Annotated in this window: 14 protein-coding genes; 11 read left to right on the top strand and 3 right to left on the bottom strand. The window is 62.9% G+C overall.

All coding sequences use genetic code 11. From position 1 onward, the window contains the following. Position 1: 1 nt before the first annotated feature. Complete coding sequence (locus tag KUF59_RS02610) at positions 2-1489, bottom strand: MFS transporter (protein ID WP_212462745.1); 1488 nt, start codon at positions 1487-1489, stop codon at positions 2-4. 179 nt (positions 1490-1668) lie between these two features. On the opposite strand from KUF59_RS02610, the gene KUF59_RS02605 reads away from it, so the two are divergent. Further along, the gene (locus KUF59_RS02605) at positions 1669-2058 is read left to right on the top strand and encodes a DUF3175 domain-containing protein (RefSeq protein ID WP_212462746.1); all 390 of its coding nucleotides are present in this window, start codon (positions 1669-1671) and stop codon (positions 2056-2058) included. A gap of 233 nt (positions 2059-2291) precedes the next feature. Here the strand turns inward: KUF59_RS02605 and KUF59_RS02600 are convergent, their stop codons facing one another. Both KUF59_RS02600 and KUF59_RS02595 read right to left on the bottom strand, forming a co-directional pair. Beyond that, on the bottom strand, positions 2292-4325 hold the full coding sequence (locus KUF59_RS02600; protein ID WP_258768128.1) for a methyl-accepting chemotaxis protein: 2034 nt from the start codon (positions 4323-4325) through the stop codon (positions 2292-2294). Positions 4326-4694: 369 nt separating this feature from the next. Further along, positions 4695-6734, bottom strand: coding sequence for a methyl-accepting chemotaxis protein (locus KUF59_RS02595; protein WP_212456038.1), 2040 nt, complete (start codon positions 6732-6734; stop codon positions 4695-4697). A 239-nt stretch (positions 6735-6973) separates the two neighbouring features. Between KUF59_RS02595 and KUF59_RS02590 the strand changes: the two genes are divergently transcribed. The 10 genes from KUF59_RS02590 to KUF59_RS02540 all read left to right on the top strand — a co-directional run bounded on the left by KUF59_RS02590 (position 6974) and on the right by KUF59_RS02540 (position 22525). Beyond that, entirely contained in the window at positions 6974-8137 is a 1164-nt protein-coding gene (locus KUF59_RS02590; RefSeq protein ID WP_212456041.1) for an FIST N-terminal domain-containing protein, read from the top strand. Positions 8138-8142: 5 nt separating this feature from the next. Continuing rightward, positions 8143-9492 (top strand): hybrid sensor histidine kinase/response regulator, encoded by a 1350-nt coding sequence (locus KUF59_RS02585; RefSeq protein WP_212456532.1) that lies wholly within the window; start codon positions 8143-8145, stop codon positions 9490-9492. A gap of 287 nt (positions 9493-9779) precedes the next feature. Beyond that, the gene (locus KUF59_RS02580) at positions 9780-11540 is read left to right on the top strand and encodes a SulP family inorganic anion transporter (protein WP_212456042.1); all 1761 of its coding nucleotides are present in this window, start codon (positions 9780-9782) and stop codon (positions 11538-11540) included. Positions 11541-12072: 532 nt separating this feature from the next. Beyond that, positions 12073-13032 carry a formylglycine-generating enzyme family protein gene (locus KUF59_RS02575; RefSeq protein ID WP_212456533.1) on the top strand — a complete coding sequence of 320 codons (960 nt, stop codon included), beginning with the start codon at positions 12073-12075 and terminating at the stop codon, positions 13030-13032. 10 nt (positions 13033-13042) lie between these two features. After that, entirely contained in the window at positions 13043-14737 is a 1695-nt protein-coding gene (locus tag KUF59_RS02570) for an arylsulfatase (RefSeq protein ID WP_212456044.1), read from the top strand. A gap of 53 nt (positions 14738-14790) precedes the next feature. Next, complete coding sequence (locus tag KUF59_RS02565) at positions 14791-15861, top strand: HAD family hydrolase (RefSeq protein ID WP_212456046.1); 1071 nt, start codon at positions 14791-14793, stop codon at positions 15859-15861. Positions 15862-15928: 67 nt separating this feature from the next. After that, positions 15929-18295, top strand: a complete 2367-nt coding sequence (locus KUF59_RS44170) for a DUF1254 domain-containing protein (RefSeq protein ID WP_212456048.1) — start codon at positions 15929-15931, stop codon at positions 18293-18295. 85 nt (positions 18296-18380) lie between these two features. Beyond that, positions 18381-19346 (top strand): SphA family protein, encoded by a 966-nt coding sequence (locus KUF59_RS02550; RefSeq protein WP_258768126.1) that lies wholly within the window; start codon positions 18381-18383, stop codon positions 19344-19346. Positions 19347-19385: 39 nt separating this feature from the next. Then, complete coding sequence (locus KUF59_RS02545) at positions 19386-21503, top strand: adenylate/guanylate cyclase domain-containing protein (protein ID WP_212456051.1); 2118 nt, start codon at positions 19386-19388, stop codon at positions 21501-21503. Positions 21504-21532: 29 nt separating this feature from the next. Then, on the top strand, positions 21533-22525 hold the full coding sequence (locus KUF59_RS02540; protein ID WP_212456534.1) for an ABC transporter substrate-binding protein: 993 nt from the start codon (positions 21533-21535) through the stop codon (positions 22523-22525). Positions 22526-22535 lie beyond the last annotated feature (10 nt).

Here is a 22535-nt window from a genome sequence, read left to right as displayed (position 1 = left end):
CCTACTCCATAAAGGCGAGCGGCCGTGCGACATGTTCGAGCGATTTTCGCTCGGCGGCGACGGCATAGCGCCACGCCACGAGTGCGGCCGCGATCATCAGCACCGAGCCCAGGAGGTAGCCGGCAAACACGCTGGTCCGGGAGCCGGTGTCGATCAGCGCGCCGAACAGCGCAGGCCCGACGACGCCGCCGATACCGGTGCCGATTGCATAGAACACCGCAATCGCCAGGGCCCGCACCTCCAGGGGAAAGGTTTCGCTGACGGTGAGATAGGCAGCGCTCGCTGCCGGCGAAGCGAAGAAGAAGATCACCATCCAGGCGATGGTCTGTCCCTGCGCGCTCAGCACGCCGATCGAGAACAGATAACCGGAAAGCGCGAGCAGAACACCCGAAACACCGTAGGTGAACGCGATCATGGTACGCCGGCCGAGCGTATCGAACAGGCGGCCGAGCAGCAGCGGCCCGAGGAAATTGCCGGCGGCAAAGGGTAGAATATACCAGCCGACATGATCCGCACTGATGCCGTAAAAATCGGTCAAGATCAGCGCAAAGGTGAAGAAGATCGCGTTGTAGAAGAAGGCCTGCGCGCTCATCAGCACGAGGCCCACCAGCGCGCGATGGCGGTAGACCGTAAACAGCGTGTGCACGACCTCACTGATCGGGGTGTGGTCGCGCATCCTCAGGCGAATTTTTGCGAAGCCTGCCCCGGACTGATCCTGCCGGTCGCCGACCACCGAGCGCTCGATATCGTCGACGATCGCATGCGCCTGTTCGGGGCGGCCGTGAATCATCAGCCAGCGCGGGCTTTCGGGAATCCACATCCGCATCAGGAGCACGACGAGCCCGATGGCGGCGCCGATGAGGTAAGCGAGCCGCCAGCCGAGATCGGGGCCGAACAGCGTGGGATCGAGCAGCACGATGGCCGCCACCGCGCCCATGGCAGCGCCGATCCAGAAGCTGCCGTTGATGACGAGATCGGTCCAGCCGCGATAACGCGCCGGCACCAGTTCCTGAATGGTCGAGTTGATCGCGGTATATTCGCCGCCGATACCGGCGCCGGTGAGGAAGCGGAACAGCGCATAGCTCGCGACATTCCAGGACAGCGCAGTCGCGGCCGTGGCGGTGAGATAAACCGCGAGCGTGATGAAGAACAGTTTTTTGCGTCCGATACGATCGGTGAGCCAGCCGAAACCGAGCGCGCCGAGCACGGCACCGGCAAGATAGGCGGAATTGGCGATACCCAGATCGAGGTTCGAGAAGTGCAAAGTCGGGCTCTGCTTCAGCGCGCCTGACAGCGCGCCGGCGAGCGTCACTTCAAGTCCGTCCAGAATCCAGGTGATGCCGAGCGCGAGCACGACTCGCGTGTGAAAGCCGCTCCACGATAGAGCGTCGAGCCGCGCAGGAATACTGGTCTCGATGACGCGATCTCGCGCCGCAGCCACCGGGACTGCAGGAGCAACATTCAGCGCTGAGGTTTGCTGCAATTCCATCGCTTCGTTGCATCTGAGCAATGCACCCAACCCCGGCGCAGATATGGCCGAGGCCGATTCGGTCTTTCGGTCGCGGCACATCCACCTGCCACCCGCGACAACGCGCCGCGCGCGGTGAAGTTCCTCAGGAACCCTTCGGATAGAGGCTTGTTTCCGCTGGAGCTGCAAGGAGTTGACGCATGGCTCACGCAAGGAGGACCACCTATTCCCGCAAAGCCGGAGCGCGCAAGTCGTCAGATCGAAAGACAGGCGCCAATGCAACGCGTGGCACCGCACGCAAGACGTCGAAGCGCGCGACGCCAAAACGCTGGTCGCAGCGTGTCACACGGGAGAGCGACGCGCTGGACCTGAAGCGCGGCGTGTTTTCGCTGACGAGTCTCAAGAAGATCGCGGCATCGCTGAAGCGTTCTGCCGAGCACAGCAAGCGCCGCAAGACCGGCGCCTATCGCTCGGCGCTCTCGATGCTCACCTTCTACATCAACCGCGCCGGCAAGACCTTGCCGAAGATGCAACGCACCCGCCTCGAGCGCGCCAAGGTGGAGTTGAAGCGGGCGTTCGGGAGGGAGTGAGGTCCGGTGCTCTCGTGGTCTTGGAGGGGCGCGAGCGCAAATCCTCTCTTACGTCGTCCTGGACAAGCGAAGCGGAGCGGAGCGCCGATCCAGGCCCCATAACCACAGGGAGAAATTTGGCGAAGACTCGGGGCTATAAGTTCGCGCCGCAACTGCTCCCTGGGGTAATGGGTCCTGGCTTTCGCCAGGACGACACCTGAGGGCGTAGCAGTAGCTAGCAATACGGCAGCGACTTACGCCGCCCTGATATTCGCCATGAAGCGATCGAGTTCGGCGCGCAGGCGGGTGCTTTCGCTCGACAGCGTCTTGGCCGAATGCAGCACCTCTTCCGAGGCAGACCCCGTCTCGGCCGCGCCGCGGTTGACCTGGCCGATGTCGGTGGCCGCGGTCTGGGTGCCCTGCGCCACGTTCTGGACGCTGCGGGCGATCTCCTGGGTGGCGGCGCCCTGCTCTTCCACCGCGCTGGCAATCGAGGTCGCAATGGTCGAGATCTGGCCGATGGTCGCGCCGATCTCCTTGATCGCGGCAACCGATTCGGCGGTGGCACCTTGCATGCCTGCGATGTGCGACGAAATCTCGTCGGTCGCCTTCGCGGTCTGGCTCGCCAGCGACTTCACTTCGCTTGCAACCACCGCAAAGCCGCGGCCGGCATCGCCGGCGCGCGCCGCCTCGATGGTGGCGTTGAGCGCCAAGAGATTGGTCTGTTCGGCAATCGCCGTGATCAGTTTTACGACGTCACCGATCTGCTGCGCGGCATGCGACAGCTTGCCGATGCGGGCGTCGGTCTCCTTGGCCTGGGCGACCGCGCCTTCGGCGATGCGGCTGGAGTCGCGGACCTGACGGCCGATCTCCTCGACCGAGGCTGACAGCTCCTCGGTCGCGGTTGCGACCGACTGCATGTTGCTGGAGGCCGCTTCCGAGACGCCGGCGACCTGGCTCGACAGCGTCTGCGTGGTCTCGGCGGTGCGGGTCAGCGTCGAGGCTGCCGATTCAAGCTGCACGGCGGAGGCCGAGACGTTGGAGACGATGGCGCCGACCGCGCTCTCAAAATCGTCGGCGAAGCGGATCAGCTCGCCGCGACGGGCCGCACTGGCTTCCTTGTTCTGGGCTTCGCTTGCGGCGGCATCGCGCTCGGCCTTGGCGACGGCCTGCACCTTGAACTCTTCGACGGCGCCGGCCATCTCGCCGATCTCGTCCTTGCGGCCCAGGCCCGGCAGCACGACGTCAAAATTGCCCGAGGCCAGCTCTCGCATCGCCTTGCACATCGCGATCATCGGACGCGAGATGCCATTGCCCAGCATCAGCGCCAGCACGGCACCGACCGCGAGGCCTCCCAGCGCCAGCATCAGGATGAGCCGTTCGGTCTCGCCGATGGTCGCGTTGGTCTCCGTTTCGATGCGATGCTGATCGGCCGACAGGTCCGAGCGCAATTCACCCGAAAGCTTGAGGATGGCTGCAGCCGATTTGGACATCTCGCCGTTCAGCTTGACGACGGCCTTTACGTTCTCGCTCAGCTTGCCGAAGGAGGCGCGGTATTGCTTCAGGAGGTCGCCGATCTCGGTCACCCGCTGGGTGATCTTCTGGTCGTTGGCATAGATCGAGACCAGCAGGGTCTCCAAAAACTTGACCCGCGCGACGATGCCGTCGGCCGTCTTCGGTTCGGGCTTTGCAACGAAGGCGCTGACCGACGTCGAAACGGAAAGATATTGCGTCGTGATGTCCTTGGCCGTGGTCTGAACCGACGACAGGCCGGCCAGTGCGGCGGTGTCGGCAAGATCGTCGAACTTGAAGCGGATCTTGTTACCGACGCCGTTGAGCTCGTCACCGGCGATCCTGGTGTTCTCACGCGTCAACGTGATGATGTCGGCAAAAACCTTTGCAAAGGCGTCGAACTCCTTTTGCAGCCCGGCGATCTGCTCGCGCCGCGCCGGCGCCGTGGTGGCCGCCATGGATTTTCCGATGGCTGCCTTCAGGTTCGCTTCGGCCGTCTTGGCCGCGGTCTCGTCCTCGGCCGCGCCGGTCAGCGTGTAGGCGCGCGCCAACGCCTGATAGGTGATCAGCTCCCGATCGACCGCCCGCGCAAGGTCCGCTTCGGAGACGCTGGTCCGGTACGACGCGACAGCGGTCGCAACCCGCTCGAAGCCGAAATAGGCAAAGGCCATGCTGACGGCCAGGATGGCGAGTACGGTCGCAAAGCCGAGGACGATCTTGGCCCTGAAGCGCAAGGTCGGAAGCTTCAAACGGTTCGGCTTGGACTTGACGGACATACCCCACCCCTTTTTCCATTCGCGGAAAATCAGCCGCAGCCCGGGAGCAGCCCCTTCCAGGCTCGACAGGGGAAAATAAGGCGTAAAGGATAAACCGCGGTAAACGCGGACGAACCGCAACTTGCGGTTAGGTGAGGTGGGGTGCGGATGCCACGTCGTCCGGGCAACCGAACGTAAGTCCCTCCTCACGTCATCCCGGACAAGCGGCGCGCAGCGCAGCGCCGATCCGGGATCCATAAGCCAGGGCGTGGTTATGGCGCGAGATGGCAACCACGAGTCTTCGCCAAACCGCTCCCTGGGGTAATGGGTCCTGGCTTTCGCCAGGACGACACCTGAGGGCGTAGCAGTAGCTAGCAATACGGCAGCGACTTACGCCGCCCTGATATTCGCCATGAAGCGATCGAGTTCGGCGCGCAGGCGGGTGCTTTCGCTCGAAAGCGTCTTGGCCGAATGCAGCACCTCTTCCGAGGCAGACCCCGTCTCGGCCGCGCCGCGGTTGACCTGGCCGATGTCGGTGGCCGCGGTCTGGGTGCCCTGCGCCACGTTCTGGACGCTGCGGGCGATCTCCTGGGTGGCGGCGCCCTGCTCTTCCACCGCGCTCGCAATCGAGGTCGCAATGGTCGAGATCTGGCCGATGGTCGCGCCGATCTCCTTGATCGCCGCAACCGATTCGGCGGTGGCACCTTGCATACCCGTGATGTGCGACGAAATCTCGTCGGTCGCCTTCGCGGTCTGGCTCGCCAGCGACTTCACTTCGCTTGCAACCACCGCAAAGCCGCGGCCGGCATCGCCGGCGCGGGCCGCCTCGATGGTGGCGTTGAGCGCCAAGAGATTGGTCTGCTCGGCAATCGCCGTGATCAGTTTTACGACGTCACCGATCTGCTGCGCGGCATGCGACAGCTTGCCGATGCGGGCGTCGGTCTCCTTGGCCTGGGCGACCGCGCCTTCGGCGATGCGGCTGGAGTCGCGGACCTGGCGGCCGATCTCCTCGACCGAGGCTGACAGCTCCTCGGTCGCGGTTGCGACCGACTGCATGTTGCTGGACGCCGCTTCCGAGACGCCGGCGACCTGGCTCGACAGCGTCTGCGTGGTCTCGGCGGTGCGGGTCAGCGTCGACGCTGCGGATTCAAGCTGCACGGCGGAGGCCGAGACGTTGGAGACGATGGCACCGACGGCGCTCTCAAAATCGTCGGCGAAGCGGATCAGCTCGCCGCGACGTACGGCACTGGCTTCCTTGTTCTGGGCTTCGCTGGCGGCGGCATCGCGCTCGGCCTTGGCGACGGCCTGCACCTTGAACTCTTCGACGGCACCGGCCATCTCGCCGATCTCGTCCTTGCGGCCCAGGCCCGGCAGCACGACGTCAAAATTGCCCGAGGCCAGCTCCCGCATCGCCTTGCACATCGCGATCATCGGACGCGAGATGCCGGTACCGAGCACGAAGGCCAAGATAATGCCGAGCAGCGTGCCGCCGCCCGCGAGCATCAAAATCATCTGCTCGGTCTGTCCGATTGCGGCTTCCGACTCCGCCGCCAATCGCTGCTGCTCGGAAATAAGGTCCGCCTTCATGGAGGTCGCGCCCTTCATGAAGCTCTCGGTCGATGCGCTCAATTCGGTGATGAGCCCTTCGACCTTCTTTCTGTTCTCGATCAGCTTGGCGAGCGAGTCCCGATACGTCGTCAGGAGACCCCCGATCTCCTTGATAATCGGCTGGATCTTTTCGTTCGTCGAAGGAATGTTCTTCAGCGCGTTGTCGAGAAAACTCAGACGGCTGACGGCACTCGTCGCGATCGACTGGTCGCCAGCGGCCAGAAAGTTGTTCGACACCACCTTGATGGCCTGGAATTGCGTGAGGATCTGCTTGGCGCCGAAGGCGACGTCCGCGAGTTCGAGTTCCTGCGCGGCGCTCGCGAGGTCGTCGACCTTGTATTCCATGGACATCTCGCTGCGCGTGAACGCGTTCTTGGTCAGGTACTCGCTCTCTTCCTTCGCCTTCAGAATGTCGGCAAAGTTCTTGGTGATGGAGCCGAACGCACCCGAAAGCTTGCCGACCTGCTCTTGCCGCGCCTTGTTGGCGGTCCCCCGCATCGACTCATCGATTGCGTTCTTCAGGCTGGCCTCGGCTGCGACGGCCGCCTTGGCGTCCTCTTCCTTGCCCGTTACGACGTAGTAGCGGACGAGGGCGCGGTAGGAGATCAGCTCACGGTCGATGTTGCGGGCGAGGTCGGCCTCCGAAACGCTGGCGCGATAGGATCTGGCCCCGACCGAAACACCCTCGAAGCCGAAATAGGCGAAAGCCATGCTGGCGGCGGAGATGACGAGCACCACGGCGAAGCCGAGGATGATTTTGCCGCGAAACCGCAGGGTCGGAAGTATTGTGCCCTTGGATTTCGACGCGATACGCCCGGTCATTCCAGCCCTCACCCTTGCCTTGCGGTAACCCCCAACGGTCCGGGAAGCCGTTGTCTCCCAGACCGGGGCGAAAAATTAGGGCAGAATCAATAAGGGGCGGTAAATTCGGAAGGGTGGGCAATCGCGGGGGTTGTCCAGCCGGCTTCGGCGGCATCGGCCCATTGTTGCGGCAGTGCCGGAAAGGCCCTACTCTTCCAATACTTGGCACAAGACCAAGCCTATCCAGAGGGAGCTACCGCGTGGGGCAAGCCGATCTTCGGTTTGGCAGTTCGTCAGGCGTTGCCGTCGCGAAGTCGAAGGCTGCGACCGAGGAAGAGGCCGTGGCTGACATCGCCGAGCAGCTTCCGTCCGACGATACGGCGCTCGTGCTGGTGTTCCTGTCGCCGCACTACGATCCCCATCGCTTCATCGCCGAAACGGCCGCGCGCTTCGCGGACACGCTGGTTTGCGGCTGCACCACGGCCGGCGAACTCGCCCCCGACGGCTGGGATGAGAACAGCGTCGTGGCGCTGGCCTTCAGCCGCCAGGATTTCAGCGTCGCGCACCGGCCGATCCTCAACCTTCAGAATTTTCGCGTCGAAGACGGCCGCCGGATCGGCGCCGAGCTGCGGCAGGAATTGCGGGCCAATTCCGACGTCGACGGCGGAAACCCCTTCGGCCTCGTGCTGATCGACGGCTTGTGTCGCCGCGAAGAGGCGGTCATGTCCGCCCTCTACGCCTCGCTGGACGACATTCCGGTGGTCGGCGGCTCGGCCGGCGACGGCCTGCGCTTCGAGAAGACCTTTGTGTTCTTCGACGGCGAGGCCCACACCAATGCCGCGCTGCTGATCCTGCTCAACACCTCGCTGCCGTTCCGCGTCTTCAAATGCGACAATTTCGAGCCGCGCACGCAAAAGATGGTGGTCACCGAGGCCGACATCGAAAATCGCACCGTCAAGGAGCTGAACGCAGAGCCCGCGGCGCAGGAATATTCCCGCGTCGTCGGCATCATGGACGCAAAGCTCGACCCGTTCTCCTTTGCCTCGCATCCGGTGCTGGTCCGGGTCGGCGGCTCCTACTACGCGCGCTCGATCCAGCGCGTCGAGCCTGACGGCTCGCTGCACTTCTTCTGCGCGATCGACGAGGGCATGGTGCTGACGGCCGCGACCTCGCGCAGCCTGGTCGGCGCGACACGCGACATGTTCGCGGAGACCGAGAACCAGATCGGCGACGTCTCGCTCTATATCGGGTTCGAATGCCTCTTTCGCCGTCTCGATGCCGAGCAGCACCAGCTCGCCCGCGACATGTCGGAGCTGTACCGGCGGCACCGCGTCGTCGGCTTCCAGACCTATGGCGAACAGTTCGGCTCGATGCATGTGAACCAGACCTTCACCGGCGTCGCCATCGGCAGGCGGCCCGCGTGACGGACATGTGGCAAGGACCCGAGACGGTCGACCAGCTTCGGCGGGAGGCCGCGAAGCTGAAGAAGATCAACGCCGCGCTGATGTCCCGCGTCGAACGCTCGATGGACCAGCAGCTCAACGCCTTCTCGCTGTTCGAGACCGCGATCGCGCTCGACCACCAGGTGCGCGACCGGACCCAGCAATTGCGCGAGGCGCTGCACTCGGTCGAGCGCGCCAATGAGGGCCTCCATCGCGCCAAGCAGCAGGCCGAGGCCGCGAGCTCGCTGAAATCGTCGGTGCTGATCTCGGTCACCCACGATCTGTTGCAGCCCTTGAACGCGGCGCGGCTGACGCTCTCGGCGCTCACCGAGATGATGGAATCGCAGGAAGCGGGCCTGCTGATCGACCAGGTCGACCGCTCCCTGGTGACGCTGGAAGACCTGTTGCGCTCGCTGCTGGAGATCGCAAAGCTCGATGCCGGCGCGCTGCGGCCGGACGTGCGGCCGATCGCGGTCGCGCCGCTGTTTCAGCAGTTGCGCGCCGAGTTCGAGCCGATCGCCATGCGGCAAGGGCTGTCGTTGCGCATCCGTCCCTCCTCGCTCGCGGTCTCCACCGACGCGATGATGCTGCGGCGAATTTTGCAAAACCTGCTCGCCAACGCGATCCGCTACACCCGCAGCGGCGGTGTCATCATGGGCTGCCGGCAGCGCGGCAATCGCGTCCTGATCCAGGTCACCGATACCGGACCGGGCATTGCGCCTGCGCAGCAGGAGGCGATCTTTCGCGAATTCCAGCGCGGCGAGGCCAACGCCATCGACCAGGCCGGCTTTGGGCTCGGCCTGTCGATCGTCCGCCGCTTTGCGACCGTGCTCGGCCATGAGGTGCGGCTGTCGTCCCAGGTCGGACGCGGATCGACTTTCGTGCTGGAGCTGGAGCAGGCCGACCGCACTGAGGTCTGCGACGAGGTGCATGAGGTCAAGCTCGCCAATCTCCACTATGGCGGCCTGGAGGGCGCAAAAATCCTGCTGATCGAGAACGATCCGTCCGGCTCTGCGGCGATGGCCGCGCTCCTGGAGGGATGGGGCTGCGACGTCGCCACGACCCGATCCGGCACTGAAGCGGCGGAGCGGCTGAGCGAGCTCGGCGGCGCGCCCGATGCGATCATCGCCGATCTCCATCTCGATCATGGCGAGAGCGGGCTGTCCGCCGTGGAAGAGATCCGCCGGCAGCTCAAGCTGGACGTGCCGGCCATGATCATCACCGCCGACTATTCCGAAAAGGCCGCCAAGGAAGCGAGCCTCTACGGGCTCGAGGTGCTGAAGAAGCCGATCAAGCCGGCCGAGATGCGGGCGCTGCTGTCGTTTTTGCTGACATAGACCGGGCGGGCGGGCGGCCCGCTCACAAAGCGTCGAAACAACCCCATGCACCGTAGAAGCGGCTTGCAGCGCAACGAATTTCATTTATCCGAATTTCGCTTGACACGTCGGGCAAATCGGTGGCAATATGCGATCATCGCGTAACGAGCGGGCGACAGTGCGCCGGAAAGCCCCCATGGGGCCATGGCGCCAAGCCGCTGTTCAGTTCGCTACGGTCGTATTAGCCTGATCAGGCCAAAACATCACGCGAGGCTAACTGGCTCAGCGCGGGCTGGGAGTGACGACCCATGAAGCACTGGCTGCCCGGACTCGACACTCTCCGTCGATATGAAGCAGCATGGCTTCCGCACGATGTCTTCGCCGGCGTCGTCCTGGCGACAATGCTGGTCCCGGTTGGAATTGCCTATGCAGCCGCATCGGGCTTGCCCGGCATCTATGGTCTGTACGCAACGATCGTGCCGCTGCTGGCATACGCGTTGTTCGGCCCAAGTCGCATTCTCGTCCTGGGCCCGGACTCCGCGCTGGCAGGAATACTCCTAGGCGTCATCGCTCCCCTGGCTCACGGCGATCCCGCGCGGGCGGTGACGCTCGCCGGCATGATGGCGATCGTCTCGGGGATGGTTTGCATCCTGGCAGGCGTCGCGCGTCTTGGCTTTGTAACCGAGCTTCTCTCCAAGCCGATACGCTACGGATATATGAACGGAATTGCGCTGACGGTATTGATCAGCCAGCTGCCAAAACTCTTCGGCTTCTCCATTGAGAACGAAGGACCGTTGCGGAGCTTGTGGGCAATCGTCAGCGCGATCCTTGCAGGACAGATAAATTGGGTCGCGTTGGCGATCGGGGTCGCCACGTTGATCGTGATCCTGCTTCTCAGGAACAGCAAGTTGCCGGGCATCCTGATTGCGGTCGTTGGGGCGACGATCGTCGTCGGGGTGCTCGATCTCGGGACGCACCACGGCGTCAAGGTGTTGGGCCCGCTTCCTCAGGGGCTGCCAGGTTTCGTCGTGCCACGGATCACCTCCAGCGACATCGTCCCGGTGCTGCTCGGCGGTTGCGCAATAGCGCTAGTCTCGTTTGCCGATACGAGCGTCCTTTCACGCGCCTACGCCGCACGACTGGGGTCTCGGGTCGATCCCAACCAGGAGATGGTCGGGCTTGGTGCCGCCAATCTGGCGGCAGGCTTTTTCCAGGGTTTCCCGATCAGCAGCAGCAGTTCGCGGACGCCTGTTGCAGAAGCCGCCGGCGCCCGCACCCAACTCACCAGCGTCGTTGGCGCGCTAGCCATCGCCTTGCTTCTGCTGGTCGCGCCAAGCCTCCTTCAACATTTGCCCACGGCCGCATTGGCCGCCGTCGTCATTGCCGCGGCGATCGGCTTGATCGAAGTCGCCGACCTCAGACGAATCTATCGCATTCAACGCTGGGAATTCTGGCTGGCGATCGTCTGCTTCGTCGGTGTAGCGGTGCTCGGAGTAATTCCGGGAATAGGTCTTGCGATCGCGCTCGCAATCATCGAGTTCCTGTGGGACGGCTGGCGCCCGCACTCCGCCGTGTTGGGGCGCGCCCAGGGCGTCAAGGGCTATCACGACATCACCAGATATCCGGATGCACGTCGGATCCCCGGACTGGTCCTGTTTCGGTGGGATGCGCCTCTGTTCTTTGCCAACGCTGAATTCTTCAGGGAACGTGTGCTGGGTGCCATAGCAACATCGCCAACACCCGTACGTTGGCTGGTTGTTACCGCGGAGCCGGTTACGAGCGTAGACGTCACCGCCTGTGACGTGGTTGCCGAACTGGACAAGACCTTGCACGCGCAGGGCATAGAGCTTTGTTTTGCCGAGCTCAAAGATCCCGTGAAGGACAAGCTGAAAAGATTTGGCTTGTTCGCGCAGCTTGGAGAGCATTACTTCTTCCCAACAATCGGTGTAGCCGTCTCCCGCTATCTCGAAATCAACAATGTCGAGTGGGAGGACTGGGAGGACCAGGGCATGCCGGGCTCGGAGACCGTCACGGACCGAACCAGCGCGTCTGGCCCAAAGAGGATTTAATGTAAGAGTGGCTCACGTATCTCCGATGCCTTCGAAACAGTCGCTGGCAAGCTGGCATTCGGAGCGTAGCCCACTCGATTCGCATCAAATTTGCCGCGCGTTGTCCCAGTGAGCGACGTCTCCGCGCATTGGCACAAGGTACACGTCCCAGAATAGGCAACGTGAGGTAGCATGCGACCGCTGTCTTGCGCGATTGGGTGGAGCGCGCGCGTTCCTGTATCGGCAAGAAAAGAAAGGCTGACATTTCGGCCGCGCCAGGCGCGACCGAATTCAAGAACGACAAGAAGAACAATGAAGGGCCTGACGATGTGTATGCGTCCCCTCGATGATTTTCGTTCGCCTGCGCCGAACCTCCGCTCTGCAACTGCAACCCTGACGCTCGGACTTTTCCCATTGTTCCGGTACTCCACCGGTCCCTCCCGCACGCAGGGTTTTTGGGGCGACTGCCCGCAATAGTCGCGCTGCAAGGGGATGTGTCGTGCTGCAGCCAGACATCGATAGCGATCAGCAAGGTATCCCGCGCGCCGACGACATGGCGTGGATTCCCGGCGGCACGTTCCGCATGGGCTCCGATCGCCACTATCCGGAGGAGGCGCCAAGTCACCACGTGACGGTCGACGGATTCTGGATCGATCGTACGCCGGTGACCAATCGGCAGTTCAAGGCATTCGTGAACGCGACCGGTCACGTCACGACGGCGCAGATCGTGCCTGACACGAACGACTATCCCGGCGCGCTGGCGAGCATGCTTTACGCAGGCTCTCTCGTGTTCTCGCCGCTGCCGCGCATCACCGATCTCAGGGACTGGAGCCAGTGGTGGACCTTCATGCGCGACGCCAATTGGCGCCATCCTTACGGTCGAAACAGCAACCTCAAGGGCCTCGACGATCATCCGGTCGTGCACGTCTCCTACAGCGATGCACTCGCCTATGCGCGCTGGGCCGGCAAGGACCTGCCGACCGAAGCGGAATGGGAGTTCGCCGCGCGCGGCGGGCTCGACGGTGAGGAATTCGCCTGGGGCAACACGCTGGCGCCGGGCGGCAGGCACATGGCCAACATCTGGCAGGGGAGGTTCCCTGTCCAGAACCTCGGTGAGGATGGCTTCGAGCGTACCTCGCCTGTCATGGCCTTTCCCCCGAACGGCTACGGCCTCTACGACATGATCGGCAATGTGTGGGAGTGGACCTCGGACTGGTGGTCGGCGAAGCATGAAGCAGACCCAGCAAAGCCCTGCTGCATTCCGGTCAATCCACGCGGCGGAGGCGAGGAAGCCAGCTTTGATCCATGCCAACCCGACATCCGCATTCCGCGCAAGGTGCTGAAGGGCGGTTCCCATCTCTGCGCGCCGAACTATTGCCGCCGCTACCGGCCTGCGGCACGCCATGCCGAACCAGTCGACACGTCGACGAGCCATGTCGGCTTCAGGTGCGTGGTGCGGTCGCCCACCGTCGTTCGTCACGAGCAGGAAGAAATGGCCCCAATATCAACGTAGGGAGTATCGCATGAGCAGCGAGAACGAGAACAAGCAGTCCCGGGCTGAGCAGACGATCGATCGCAGAATTCTTCTTTTGGGCACGTCGTCGATCGTCGCCGCCGCAACGCTGACCTCGGAGGCATTCGCGCAGGCGCAGAAGGCGGCGCCTGCTCCGGCCGCATCGCCCGCAGGCGATGCGCGCAAGCCGAACATCCTCTTCATCATGGGCGACGATATCGGCTGGTTCAACATCAGCGCCTACAATCTCGGAATCATGGGCTACCGCACGCCCAACATCGACCGGATCGGCAGGGAAGGCGCCATCTTCACCGACTGGTATGGCCAGCAGAGCTGCACCGCCGGCCGCGCCGCCTTCATCACGGGACAGTCGCCGATCCGCACCGGGTTGACCAAGGTCGGGCTCCCCGGCGCCGAGCTCGGGCTTGGGCCCCTCGACCCGAGCGTGGCCGACGTCATGAAATCGTTCGGTTACGCCACCGGCCAGTTCGGCAAGAACCATCTCGGCGACCGCAACGAGTACCTGCCGACCGTGCACGGCTTCGACGAGTTCTTCGGCAATCTTTATCACCTCAATGCAGAAGAGGAGCCGGAGAATCCGGACTATCCCAAGAGCCCGCAATTCCGCGCCAAGTTCGGGCCGCGCGGCGTGCTCAAATGCAAGGCGAGCGACCGCGATGATGCGACCGTCGACCCAGCCTTTGGACGCGTCGGCAAGCAGGTGATCGAGAACACCGGACCGCTCGACGTAAAGCGCATGGAAACCGTCGATGAGGAATTCCTGGCCTCGGCCAAGGATTTCATCACCCGTCAGCAGCAGGCCGGAACGCCGTGGTTCTGCTATTTCAACTCAACCCGAATGCACATCTTCACCCATCTGAAAAAGGAGTCGGATGGCAAGACTGGCCTCGGCCTCTATCCCGACGGCATGATCGAGACCGACGGGCACGTCGGACAGTTGCTCAAGCTCGTCGATGATCTCGGCGCTGCCGACAACACCATCGTCGTCTACACGACCGACAACGGCGCCGAAGTGTTCACATGGCCTGATGGCGGCGCAACCCCGTTTAAAGGTGAGAAGGCTACGAACTGGGAGGGCGCCTTCCGGGTCCCTTGCCTGATCCGCTGGCCGGGCGTGATCAAGGCTGGAACCGTTGTCAACGATGTCTGTGCGCATGAGGACTTCATCCCCACCTTCGCGGCAGCAGCGGGCGAGACTGGTTTGGTCGACAAGCTGAAGATCGGCGGCACGCTGAACGGCAAGAACTTCAAGGTTCACCTCGACGGCAAGAATCTGATGCCCTTCCTCAGGGGCGACATAAAGGACTCGCCGCGTCAGGAATTCCTTTACTGGAGCGACGACGGCGACCTGATGGCGCTTCGTGTCCGCGAATGGAAGATCACCTTCATGGAGCAGCACGCCGAACCGAACCCCAAGACTCCGATCGGTGTCTGGCAAGGCAACTTCACCAAGCTGCGCGGGCCCAATCTCTACAATCTTCGGGCCGATCCGTTCGAGCGCGGCACTGACAGTATTTACTACGGCAACTGGCAGGCACGCCGGGCATTTCTGTTCGTGCCCGCGCAGGCCATCGTCGCGCAGTGGCTGGAGAGCTTCAAGGAATTCCCGCCGCGCGCCAAGGCGGCGAGCTTCACCGTCAGTGATGCGATGGAGAAGGTCACAGTGGGTGTCGCGAAGAATTGATCGGGACCGGCAACTGCGTGCACGGAGGGCGCTGGGAGTTGAAGGGGCATACCATGCCAAGAACAAGAGCGGTTGGTGGCCGCCGAGTTTGGAATGGCTTCGACCTGGTTGTATTCGGACGCACCTGGAAAGCCTCGCTCAGTTCGGCCGTGATCGCGTTGCTTTTCCTCGTCTGGCATGCCGGGGTTGCTCTTGCTCAATCCGATCCCCTGCCCTCCTGGCACGGCGGCGCGGCGAAAAAATCCATCAGCGATTTCGTCGCAAAGGTGACGACGCAGGGCGGCGCAGACTTTGTGCCGCCCGCCGAGCGTATCGCCGTGTTCGACAATGACGGCACGCTGTGGTGCGAGCAGCCTGAATATTTCCAGGCCGCCTTCGCGCTCGACAGTGTCAAGGCGATGGCGCCCAAGCATCCCGAGTGGGAGCAGCAACAGCCATTCAAGGCGTTCCTCGCCGGCGACAGGAAGGCGCTGGCCGAACAGGGCGAAGAGGCCCTGCTGACGCTGGTGACCGCCGCGCATAGCGGCATGACCACGGATGAATTCGCAAAATCCGTCGCCGACTGGCTCGCGACCGCAAGACATCCGCGCTTCAACCGTCCCTACAACGAGCTCGTCTACCAGCCGATGGTCGAGCTTTTGGCTTACCTCCGCGCCAACGGCTTCAAGACCTTCATCGTATCCGGCGGCGGTGTCGAGTTCATGCGGGTGTGGGCCGAAAAGGCCTACGGCATCCCGCCGGAGCAGGTGATGGGCTCCTCCGGCGTCACGCAATATCAGCTCGATACCGCGGGCAAGCCGTCGCTGCTGAAGACGGCCAAGGTGCAGTTCATCGATGACGGCCCGGGTAAGCCGTCCGGCATCAACATGATGATCGGTCGCCGTCCGATCCTCACCTTCGGCAACTCCGACGGCGACCACCAGATGCTGCAATGGACCATGGCGGGACCAGGCGCGCGCTTTGCCGGCATCGTGCATCACACCGACGAGGCGCGCGAATACGCCTACGACCGGCCGTCGAAGATCGGACAGCTCGACAAGGCGTGGGACGAGGCGAAGGCGAAGGGCTGGACCGTGGTCGACATGAAGGCCGACTGGAAGAAGGTTTTTGCGTTCGAACCGTAGGACAACGCGAATGAATGCACGCGGACACCACCGACGTTGCAGGACGTATCAATCGGGAAGGGCTGTCATGAAAAAACTGTTTCTCGCCGCACTCATTTCTCTCTCGATGCCGGCAGCTGCATGCTCCCAAGCTCTCACACCCAATGAAGCGCGCGACATCGCAAGAGACGCATATATCTTCGGTTATCCGATGGTGGACAATTATCGCGTCCAGTATTCGTACTTCGTCGACAAGGGGGGCGCCGAATACAAGGCGCCGTGGAACACGCTGTTCAACAACGCCCGCGTCTACACGCCGGATGACAAGGCGATCCAGACGCCCAACTCGGACACGCCCTATTCCTATGTCGGCGCGGACCTGCGGGCCGAGCCTCTGGTGTTCACTGTGCCGGAGGTCGAGAAGGACCGTTACTACTCGCTGCAATTCATCGACCAGTACACCTTCAACTTTGCCTATGTCGGCAGCCGCGCGACCGGCAACAATGCGGGCAGCTATCTGCTGGCCGGACCGAACTGGAAGGGCGACAAGCCGGACGGCATCAACGATGTGCTGCGCTCGGAAACGGAGTTCGTATTGGTGTTTTACCGGACGCAGTTGTTCGGACCCAACGACATCGACAAGGTGAAGAAGGTGCAGGCCGGTTTCAAGGTGCAGCCGCTGTCGCAGTTCCCGGGCAAGGCGGCGGCACCCGCCGCCCCCGCCGTCGATTTCGTCAAGCCGCTGACGCCGCAGCAGCAGCGCAGCTCCGCCGAGTTCTTCAACGTTCTGAACTTCGCGCTGCAATTCTGTCCGGTCCATCCCTCCGAGTCCGAATTACGGGCGCGGTTTGCCAAGCTCGGCATCGAAGGCGGAAAGCCGTTCAAGCCCGAGCAATTGACGCCGGAACTTCGTCAGGCGGTCCAGGACGGCATCTCCGATGCATGGAAGGTCTACGAGAAGAACGAGGAGAAGATGAAGACGGGCGCAATGACCAGCGCCGACGTCTTTGGCACACGCGAGTTTCTCGGGAATGACTACGCACGCCGGATGGTCGGCGCGGTTGACGGCATCTACGGCAACTCGCGCGACGAAGCTATCTATCCCGCCTACGCGATCGATGCCGACGGCAAGCCTCTCAACGGAACGACGGGGCGTTACACCCTGACATTCCCGCCTGGGCAACTGCCGCCGGTGAATTCGTTCTGGTCACTCACCATGTACGAGCTGCCGGCGCGATATCTCGTCGCAAATCCGATCAATCGCTATCTGATCAACTCGCCGATGCTGCCGAACCTCAAGAAAAACGCCGACGGCGGGCTGACACTCTACGTACAGCGGGAGTCGCCCGGCGCCGACAAGGAGTCAAACTGGCTACCGGCGCCGAACGCTCCATTCATGACGGCGCTGCGACTCTACTGGCCAAAGGCAGAAGCGCTGGACGGCAAATGGACGAAGCCGGCATTGATGGCGGCGGCGTCAACGGTTGGAGCCGCGCCGGCCCAAGGCGGTGCGCCGGTCACCATCGACAATTTCAAGCGGGCCGAATCCGACCTCTATTTCAGCAATCTCGTCAAGGAAAGCGGGCTCGGCAAATTCAACCATCGCCGTGAACCCGCCTCCATCGACAACCAGTCGGTCATTCGCCTCAACCGCGACACGCTTTATTCCAGCGGCGTTTTCGACCTCGACGCCGGCCCTGTGTCGATCACGATGCCCGATCCGGGCAAGCGCTTCATGTCGATGCAGGTGATCAATGAGGATCACTACGTGGTCGACGTCACCTATGGCCCGGGCACGCGGACGCTGACGAGAGACAAGGTCGGCACGCGCTACGTCGTTGCCGGTATCAGAACATTGGTCAATCCGTCCGATCCAAAGGACGTCGAAGAGGTCCACAAGCTTCAGGACGCCGTCAAGGTCAGCCAAAAGAACGGCGGAAAGTTCGAGGTGCCGAGCTGGGATCAGGCCAGCCAGAAAAAAGTCCGCGACGCGCTTTTGGTCCTCGCGAGCACGATTCCCGATTTCAAGCACGCTTTCGGCACCAAGGCCGAGGTCGATCCGGTGCGGCATCTGATCGGAACGGCCGCGGGCTGGGGTGGCAACCCGGACAAGGACGCGACCTACCTCAACATCACGCCTGCGAAGAACGACGGCACGACCGTGTACAAGCTTAACGTCAAGGACGTCCCGGTCGACGGCTTCTGGTCGGTCAGCGTCTACGACGAGAAGGGCTACTATGAGAAGAATCAGTATGACGCCTATTCGCTGAACAATCTGACGGCCAAGCGAAACTTTGACGGCTCGATCGCGGTCCAGTTCGGCGGTTGCGACGGCAAGATTCCCAACTGCCTGCCGATCACGAAGGGATGGAACTACACCGTCCGGCTTTACCGGCCGCGCGAGGAAATCCTGAGCGGCAAATGGAAGTTTCCCGAACCCCAGCCGGTGAGCTGACAATCGATTTGGACGTGAATGGCAGGAGGACAGCATGGCTCTTCAACGGCGATGGATTTCATTCGCAGCGGCAGCCGGAGTGGCCGTGTCCCTGCTTCCATCTTCCGCCAAGGCCGCCGCAGGCGGGGTCAGCTTCTGGCTGCCGGGCATCTTCGGCAGCCTGGCGGCGACGCCGACGGTTCCCGGCTGGGCCTACGCCTCGATCTATCTGCATCTGCAGGCCAATGCGGGAGCGACGCAGAACTTCGTGACCAGCGGCGGCGGGCGAGGCTCGGTCGTCACCGGCCTGAGCGCCCATGGCGACGCGCTCGCTCTCGCCGTCATCTATACGTCGCCGACACCGGTGCTCGGCGGCCAGGCCGCCTTCTCGATCATCACGGCGCCCGGAAACGTCGGTGTGGGTATCGACGCTACCCTGACCGGCCCGCGCGGCAACGCGATCTCAGGGACTGCTATCGACAACAGGACAACGCTATCCGACGTGTTCTACCAGGGCTCGCTGAAGTGGAATCAGGGCGTCCACAACGAGATGGTCTACATCGTCGGCAACATCCCGAGCGGGACTTACGACCCGAGCCGTCTGGCAAATCTCAATCTCGGCTTCGTCGCATATGATGTGGGCGCCGGATACACCTATCTCGATCCGAAAGCCGGTCACGAGTTTTCGATCGTCGGCGGCCTCACCTACAGCCTCGAGAACCCGTTTCTGCAATACCAGAACGGCATCGACTTCCATGTCGACTGGGCGGCTTCGCAGTTCATCAGCAAGAACGTGCAAATCGGCGTGGCAGGTTACTTCCTGCAGCAGATCACCGACGACAGCGGCCCCGGCGCGAAGCTCGGCGGCTTCAGGGGGCGCGCGATCGGCCTCGGCCCACAGATCGGCTTCATCATTTCGATGTCGAAGGAGTACCAGGGCTATCTGAATATCAAGGGCTACAAGGACCTGGAGGTGGAGAACCGTGCCAGCACCTGGAGCACATGGGTCACCTTTGTGGTTTCACCGGCGCCGCCGGAACCGGCGGCAAAGCCGATCACGCGCAAATACTAGGACGGTACATGTGAGAGCGTCACCGTCAGGCTGAAGTCGATGGACGAGACTAAAAACGCAATGAATGCGACCGATCGGCGTGGATGGCAAATCGGCTTCCGCGCGTCGATCATCACCGTGTTCATCGCGGCTGTGCTGTTCGTTGGCCTGACGCTGGTCTATCTCAGCTTCAATCGCGTTACCTCGATCACGCGAACCGCCGCCGGCACGTTCATCGACAAGGTCGCCCAGCTCGGCGCCGACCGGATCGACGCACAGTTCCGGACCATCCGGGACAATCTCGGCATTCTCGGCGGCTTGCCGTCGATCCAGGCGGCGGAGATCGACGACAACCCAAAACTCTATGCGTTGATGGCGGCGATGCTGCGCAACACGCCGCAGCTCTTCAACCTGTATGTCGGCTATGAGGACGGCTCCTTTCTCGAGATCGACCTGATCGATCGCGCAAATCCGGTCTTCAGGGCGAATCTCGGCGTGCCCGAAGACGCCGTCTTCCGGATGGTCGCGATCAATCGTTCGGCCACGCCGGCGCGCGCGCAGACCATATTCCTGTCCGACAATCTGATCACCATCGAAGAGCGGCCGGGTCCGGCCGATTACGATCCGCGACGGCGGCCGTGGTACATCGACGCCTTCAAGGATGAGGACGCGCTCGTCACGGGGCCGTATCTGTTCTACGCAACGCGGGATCATGGTTACACGCTGCGATCGCCGTTGCAGGAAGGGCGTCGCGGCGTCATCGCCGGCGACATTCTGCTGGCGCAGTCCGAGGCCATGCTGGACCGGCAGCGGCTCGGCAATTCGGGCCTGGTTTTCCTGTTCAACGATGCCGGCCAGATCGTCGCCCATCCGAATATGAGCATTCTGATGGAGCAGGCGTCCGAGAGCCGTCACGAGGGCCTTCCGAAGCTGGATGCCGTCAAGCTGACCGGGCTGCCGGCTGCTATCAGGTCCTGGAGACAGGACCGCGAATCTCACAAGTTCTTCTCCGACGCTGCGGGCATGAGCTATGTGGCGGCCTTCCACACCATCGAGACCGCGGGCTCTGCCAACATCCGCCTTGCGGTGGTCGCCCGGCTCGACGAGTTCTTTTCCAGCATCATCGCCGAGCGGCGGGCATTGTTTGCCGTGGCGCTCGGATTCGTGCTGGCCTCGCTACCGTTGGCCTTCTGGATGGGCTCGCTGATGGCGCGATCATTGCGCGCGCTCGCGAGCCAGACCGACGAGATCCAGAAATTCCAGATCATCGAGCGGCCGCGGCTGCGCTCGATCATTCAGGAGATCGACGAGCTCGGGCGCTCGGTTTTCACCATGCGCACGGTGATCCGCAACTTTTCGAGTTTCATTCCCAAGCAGATCGTCCGGCAACTGATCGAATCGGGCACCTCGCTCGAACTCGGAGGGACCAGGCGCGAGATCACCGTGCTCTTCACTGACGTCGCCGACTTCACGGCCAAGACCGAGAAGGCCGATCCGTCGCAGGTGATGATCTACACCTCGCGCTATTTCGCGGCCTTGTCCGAAGAGATCATGTCGCGGCACGGCACGGTCGACAAGTTCATCGGCGATGCGGTCATGGCGTTCTGGAATGCTCCGGCCGACGATCCGAACCATGTCGCCAATGCCTGCGCGGCGGTCCTTGCTTGCCTGCAAAGGAACGAGCAACTGAATGGACATTTCGAAGAAGAGGGCTGGCCGCCCTACAAAACGCGCTTCGGGCTTCATACCGGAGACGCCGTCGTCGGCAATATCGGCTCCGTCGACCGCATGAACTTCACGGCGCTCGGCGCGACCATCAATCTCACGGCACGGCTCGAGGGGCTGAACAAGGACTATGGCACGCGGGTGCTGGTGAGCTCTGCCGTTCGCGCCCGCGCGGAACAGGAATTCTTGTTCCGCAGCGTCGACTGCATCCGGCCTAAGGGGTTTGCCGAGCCCGTCACGATCAGCGAATTGCGCGGCCGGCGTGCCGACGCAACCGCCGCGGAGCTCGATATCTGCCGACGCTGGGAAGATATCCATGCAGCGATCATGCGCGGTGAACGCGACGGCATCCTTGCCCGGTTGACCGGATTTTTGATCGACTATCCCGACGATGGCGTCGCGCGGCATCATGCACGACACTCAGTTCAAAGCATGCCGGGGGCCGCAGCATGAAACGTCGCGGCGGAAGCGCAATGCCGTTGTTGACGCGCCGGCGGCTGCTGGGGAGCGGTGCGGGCGCAGCCCTTGCCACCACGCTCGGTGCGCCGGCGGTCGCGCAGAACGTGACGAAAATCAGGCTTGGCTATCTCCATGTCGTCGCGGTCGACGGCCATATCTTCACGGGGCTCGACCGCGGCTCGTTTCAAAAAGAAGGGATCGCGTTCGATCTGTTCGAATTCAACACCGGCCCATTGGTGTTCGAGGCGATGGCCGAAGGCAAGCTGGATGTGCTCTCGGCAGGCGGCGTCATCTCGAATTATCTGGCGCTTGGCGCGGGTCGCGCCTTCCTGATCAACGACATCGAGATCGCCACCGCACAGCTTTGGGTGCGGCCGGATCTCGGCGTCAGAACGTTCGCCGACCTGCGCGGCAAGCGCATCGCGACCACGACCAGGACAACGGCACATATCTTCCTGGACCGCGCGCTGCGCGCCAACAGCCTTGGCCTCGCCGATGTCGAGGTTGTCAACGGCACCATGTCCGCTTCGGTCGCGGCCTTCATCGCCGGCGAGGTGCCGGCCGTCGCACTCTGGGTCCCCTTCAATATCGCGGTGAGGGAAAAGCTGCCGGACGCGGTGAAGCTGGTGGACGCATCTGCGTTCTATCCGCAGTCCGCGGTGGTCGGCGGCTGGGTCGTTCACCCCGACTATTACGAGGCCAACAAGGACGTTCTCGCAAAGATCATTCGCGGATGGGCGGATGCGAATGACTACATGGTTCGCAACACCAGGGCGGCGGCGGAGGCATTACAGAAGAACCACTACCCGCAGGCTGCGATCGCCGACGTCGTCGAAGCCTTCAAGGCGCAAAAAATGTTCACGTCGCGGGAGTGGCGACGGCTTTACGCCGACGGGACCGTCGAGAAATGGCTGCAGCAGGTCAGCGATTTCTTCGTGAGCAATGCGGGCATCGCCAACCCGAAACGCGCGTCGGAGTATTTTGACCCCAGCCATTATCTCGCGACGGTGCAATGACGGCTTGCGG

The sequence above is a fragment of the Bradyrhizobium arachidis genome, assembly GCF_024758505.1.
In the GTDB taxonomy this organism is placed as follows: domain Bacteria; phylum Pseudomonadota; class Alphaproteobacteria; order Rhizobiales; family Xanthobacteraceae; genus Bradyrhizobium; species Bradyrhizobium manausense_C.
This window is presented reverse-complemented; position numbering and strand designations above follow the sequence as displayed.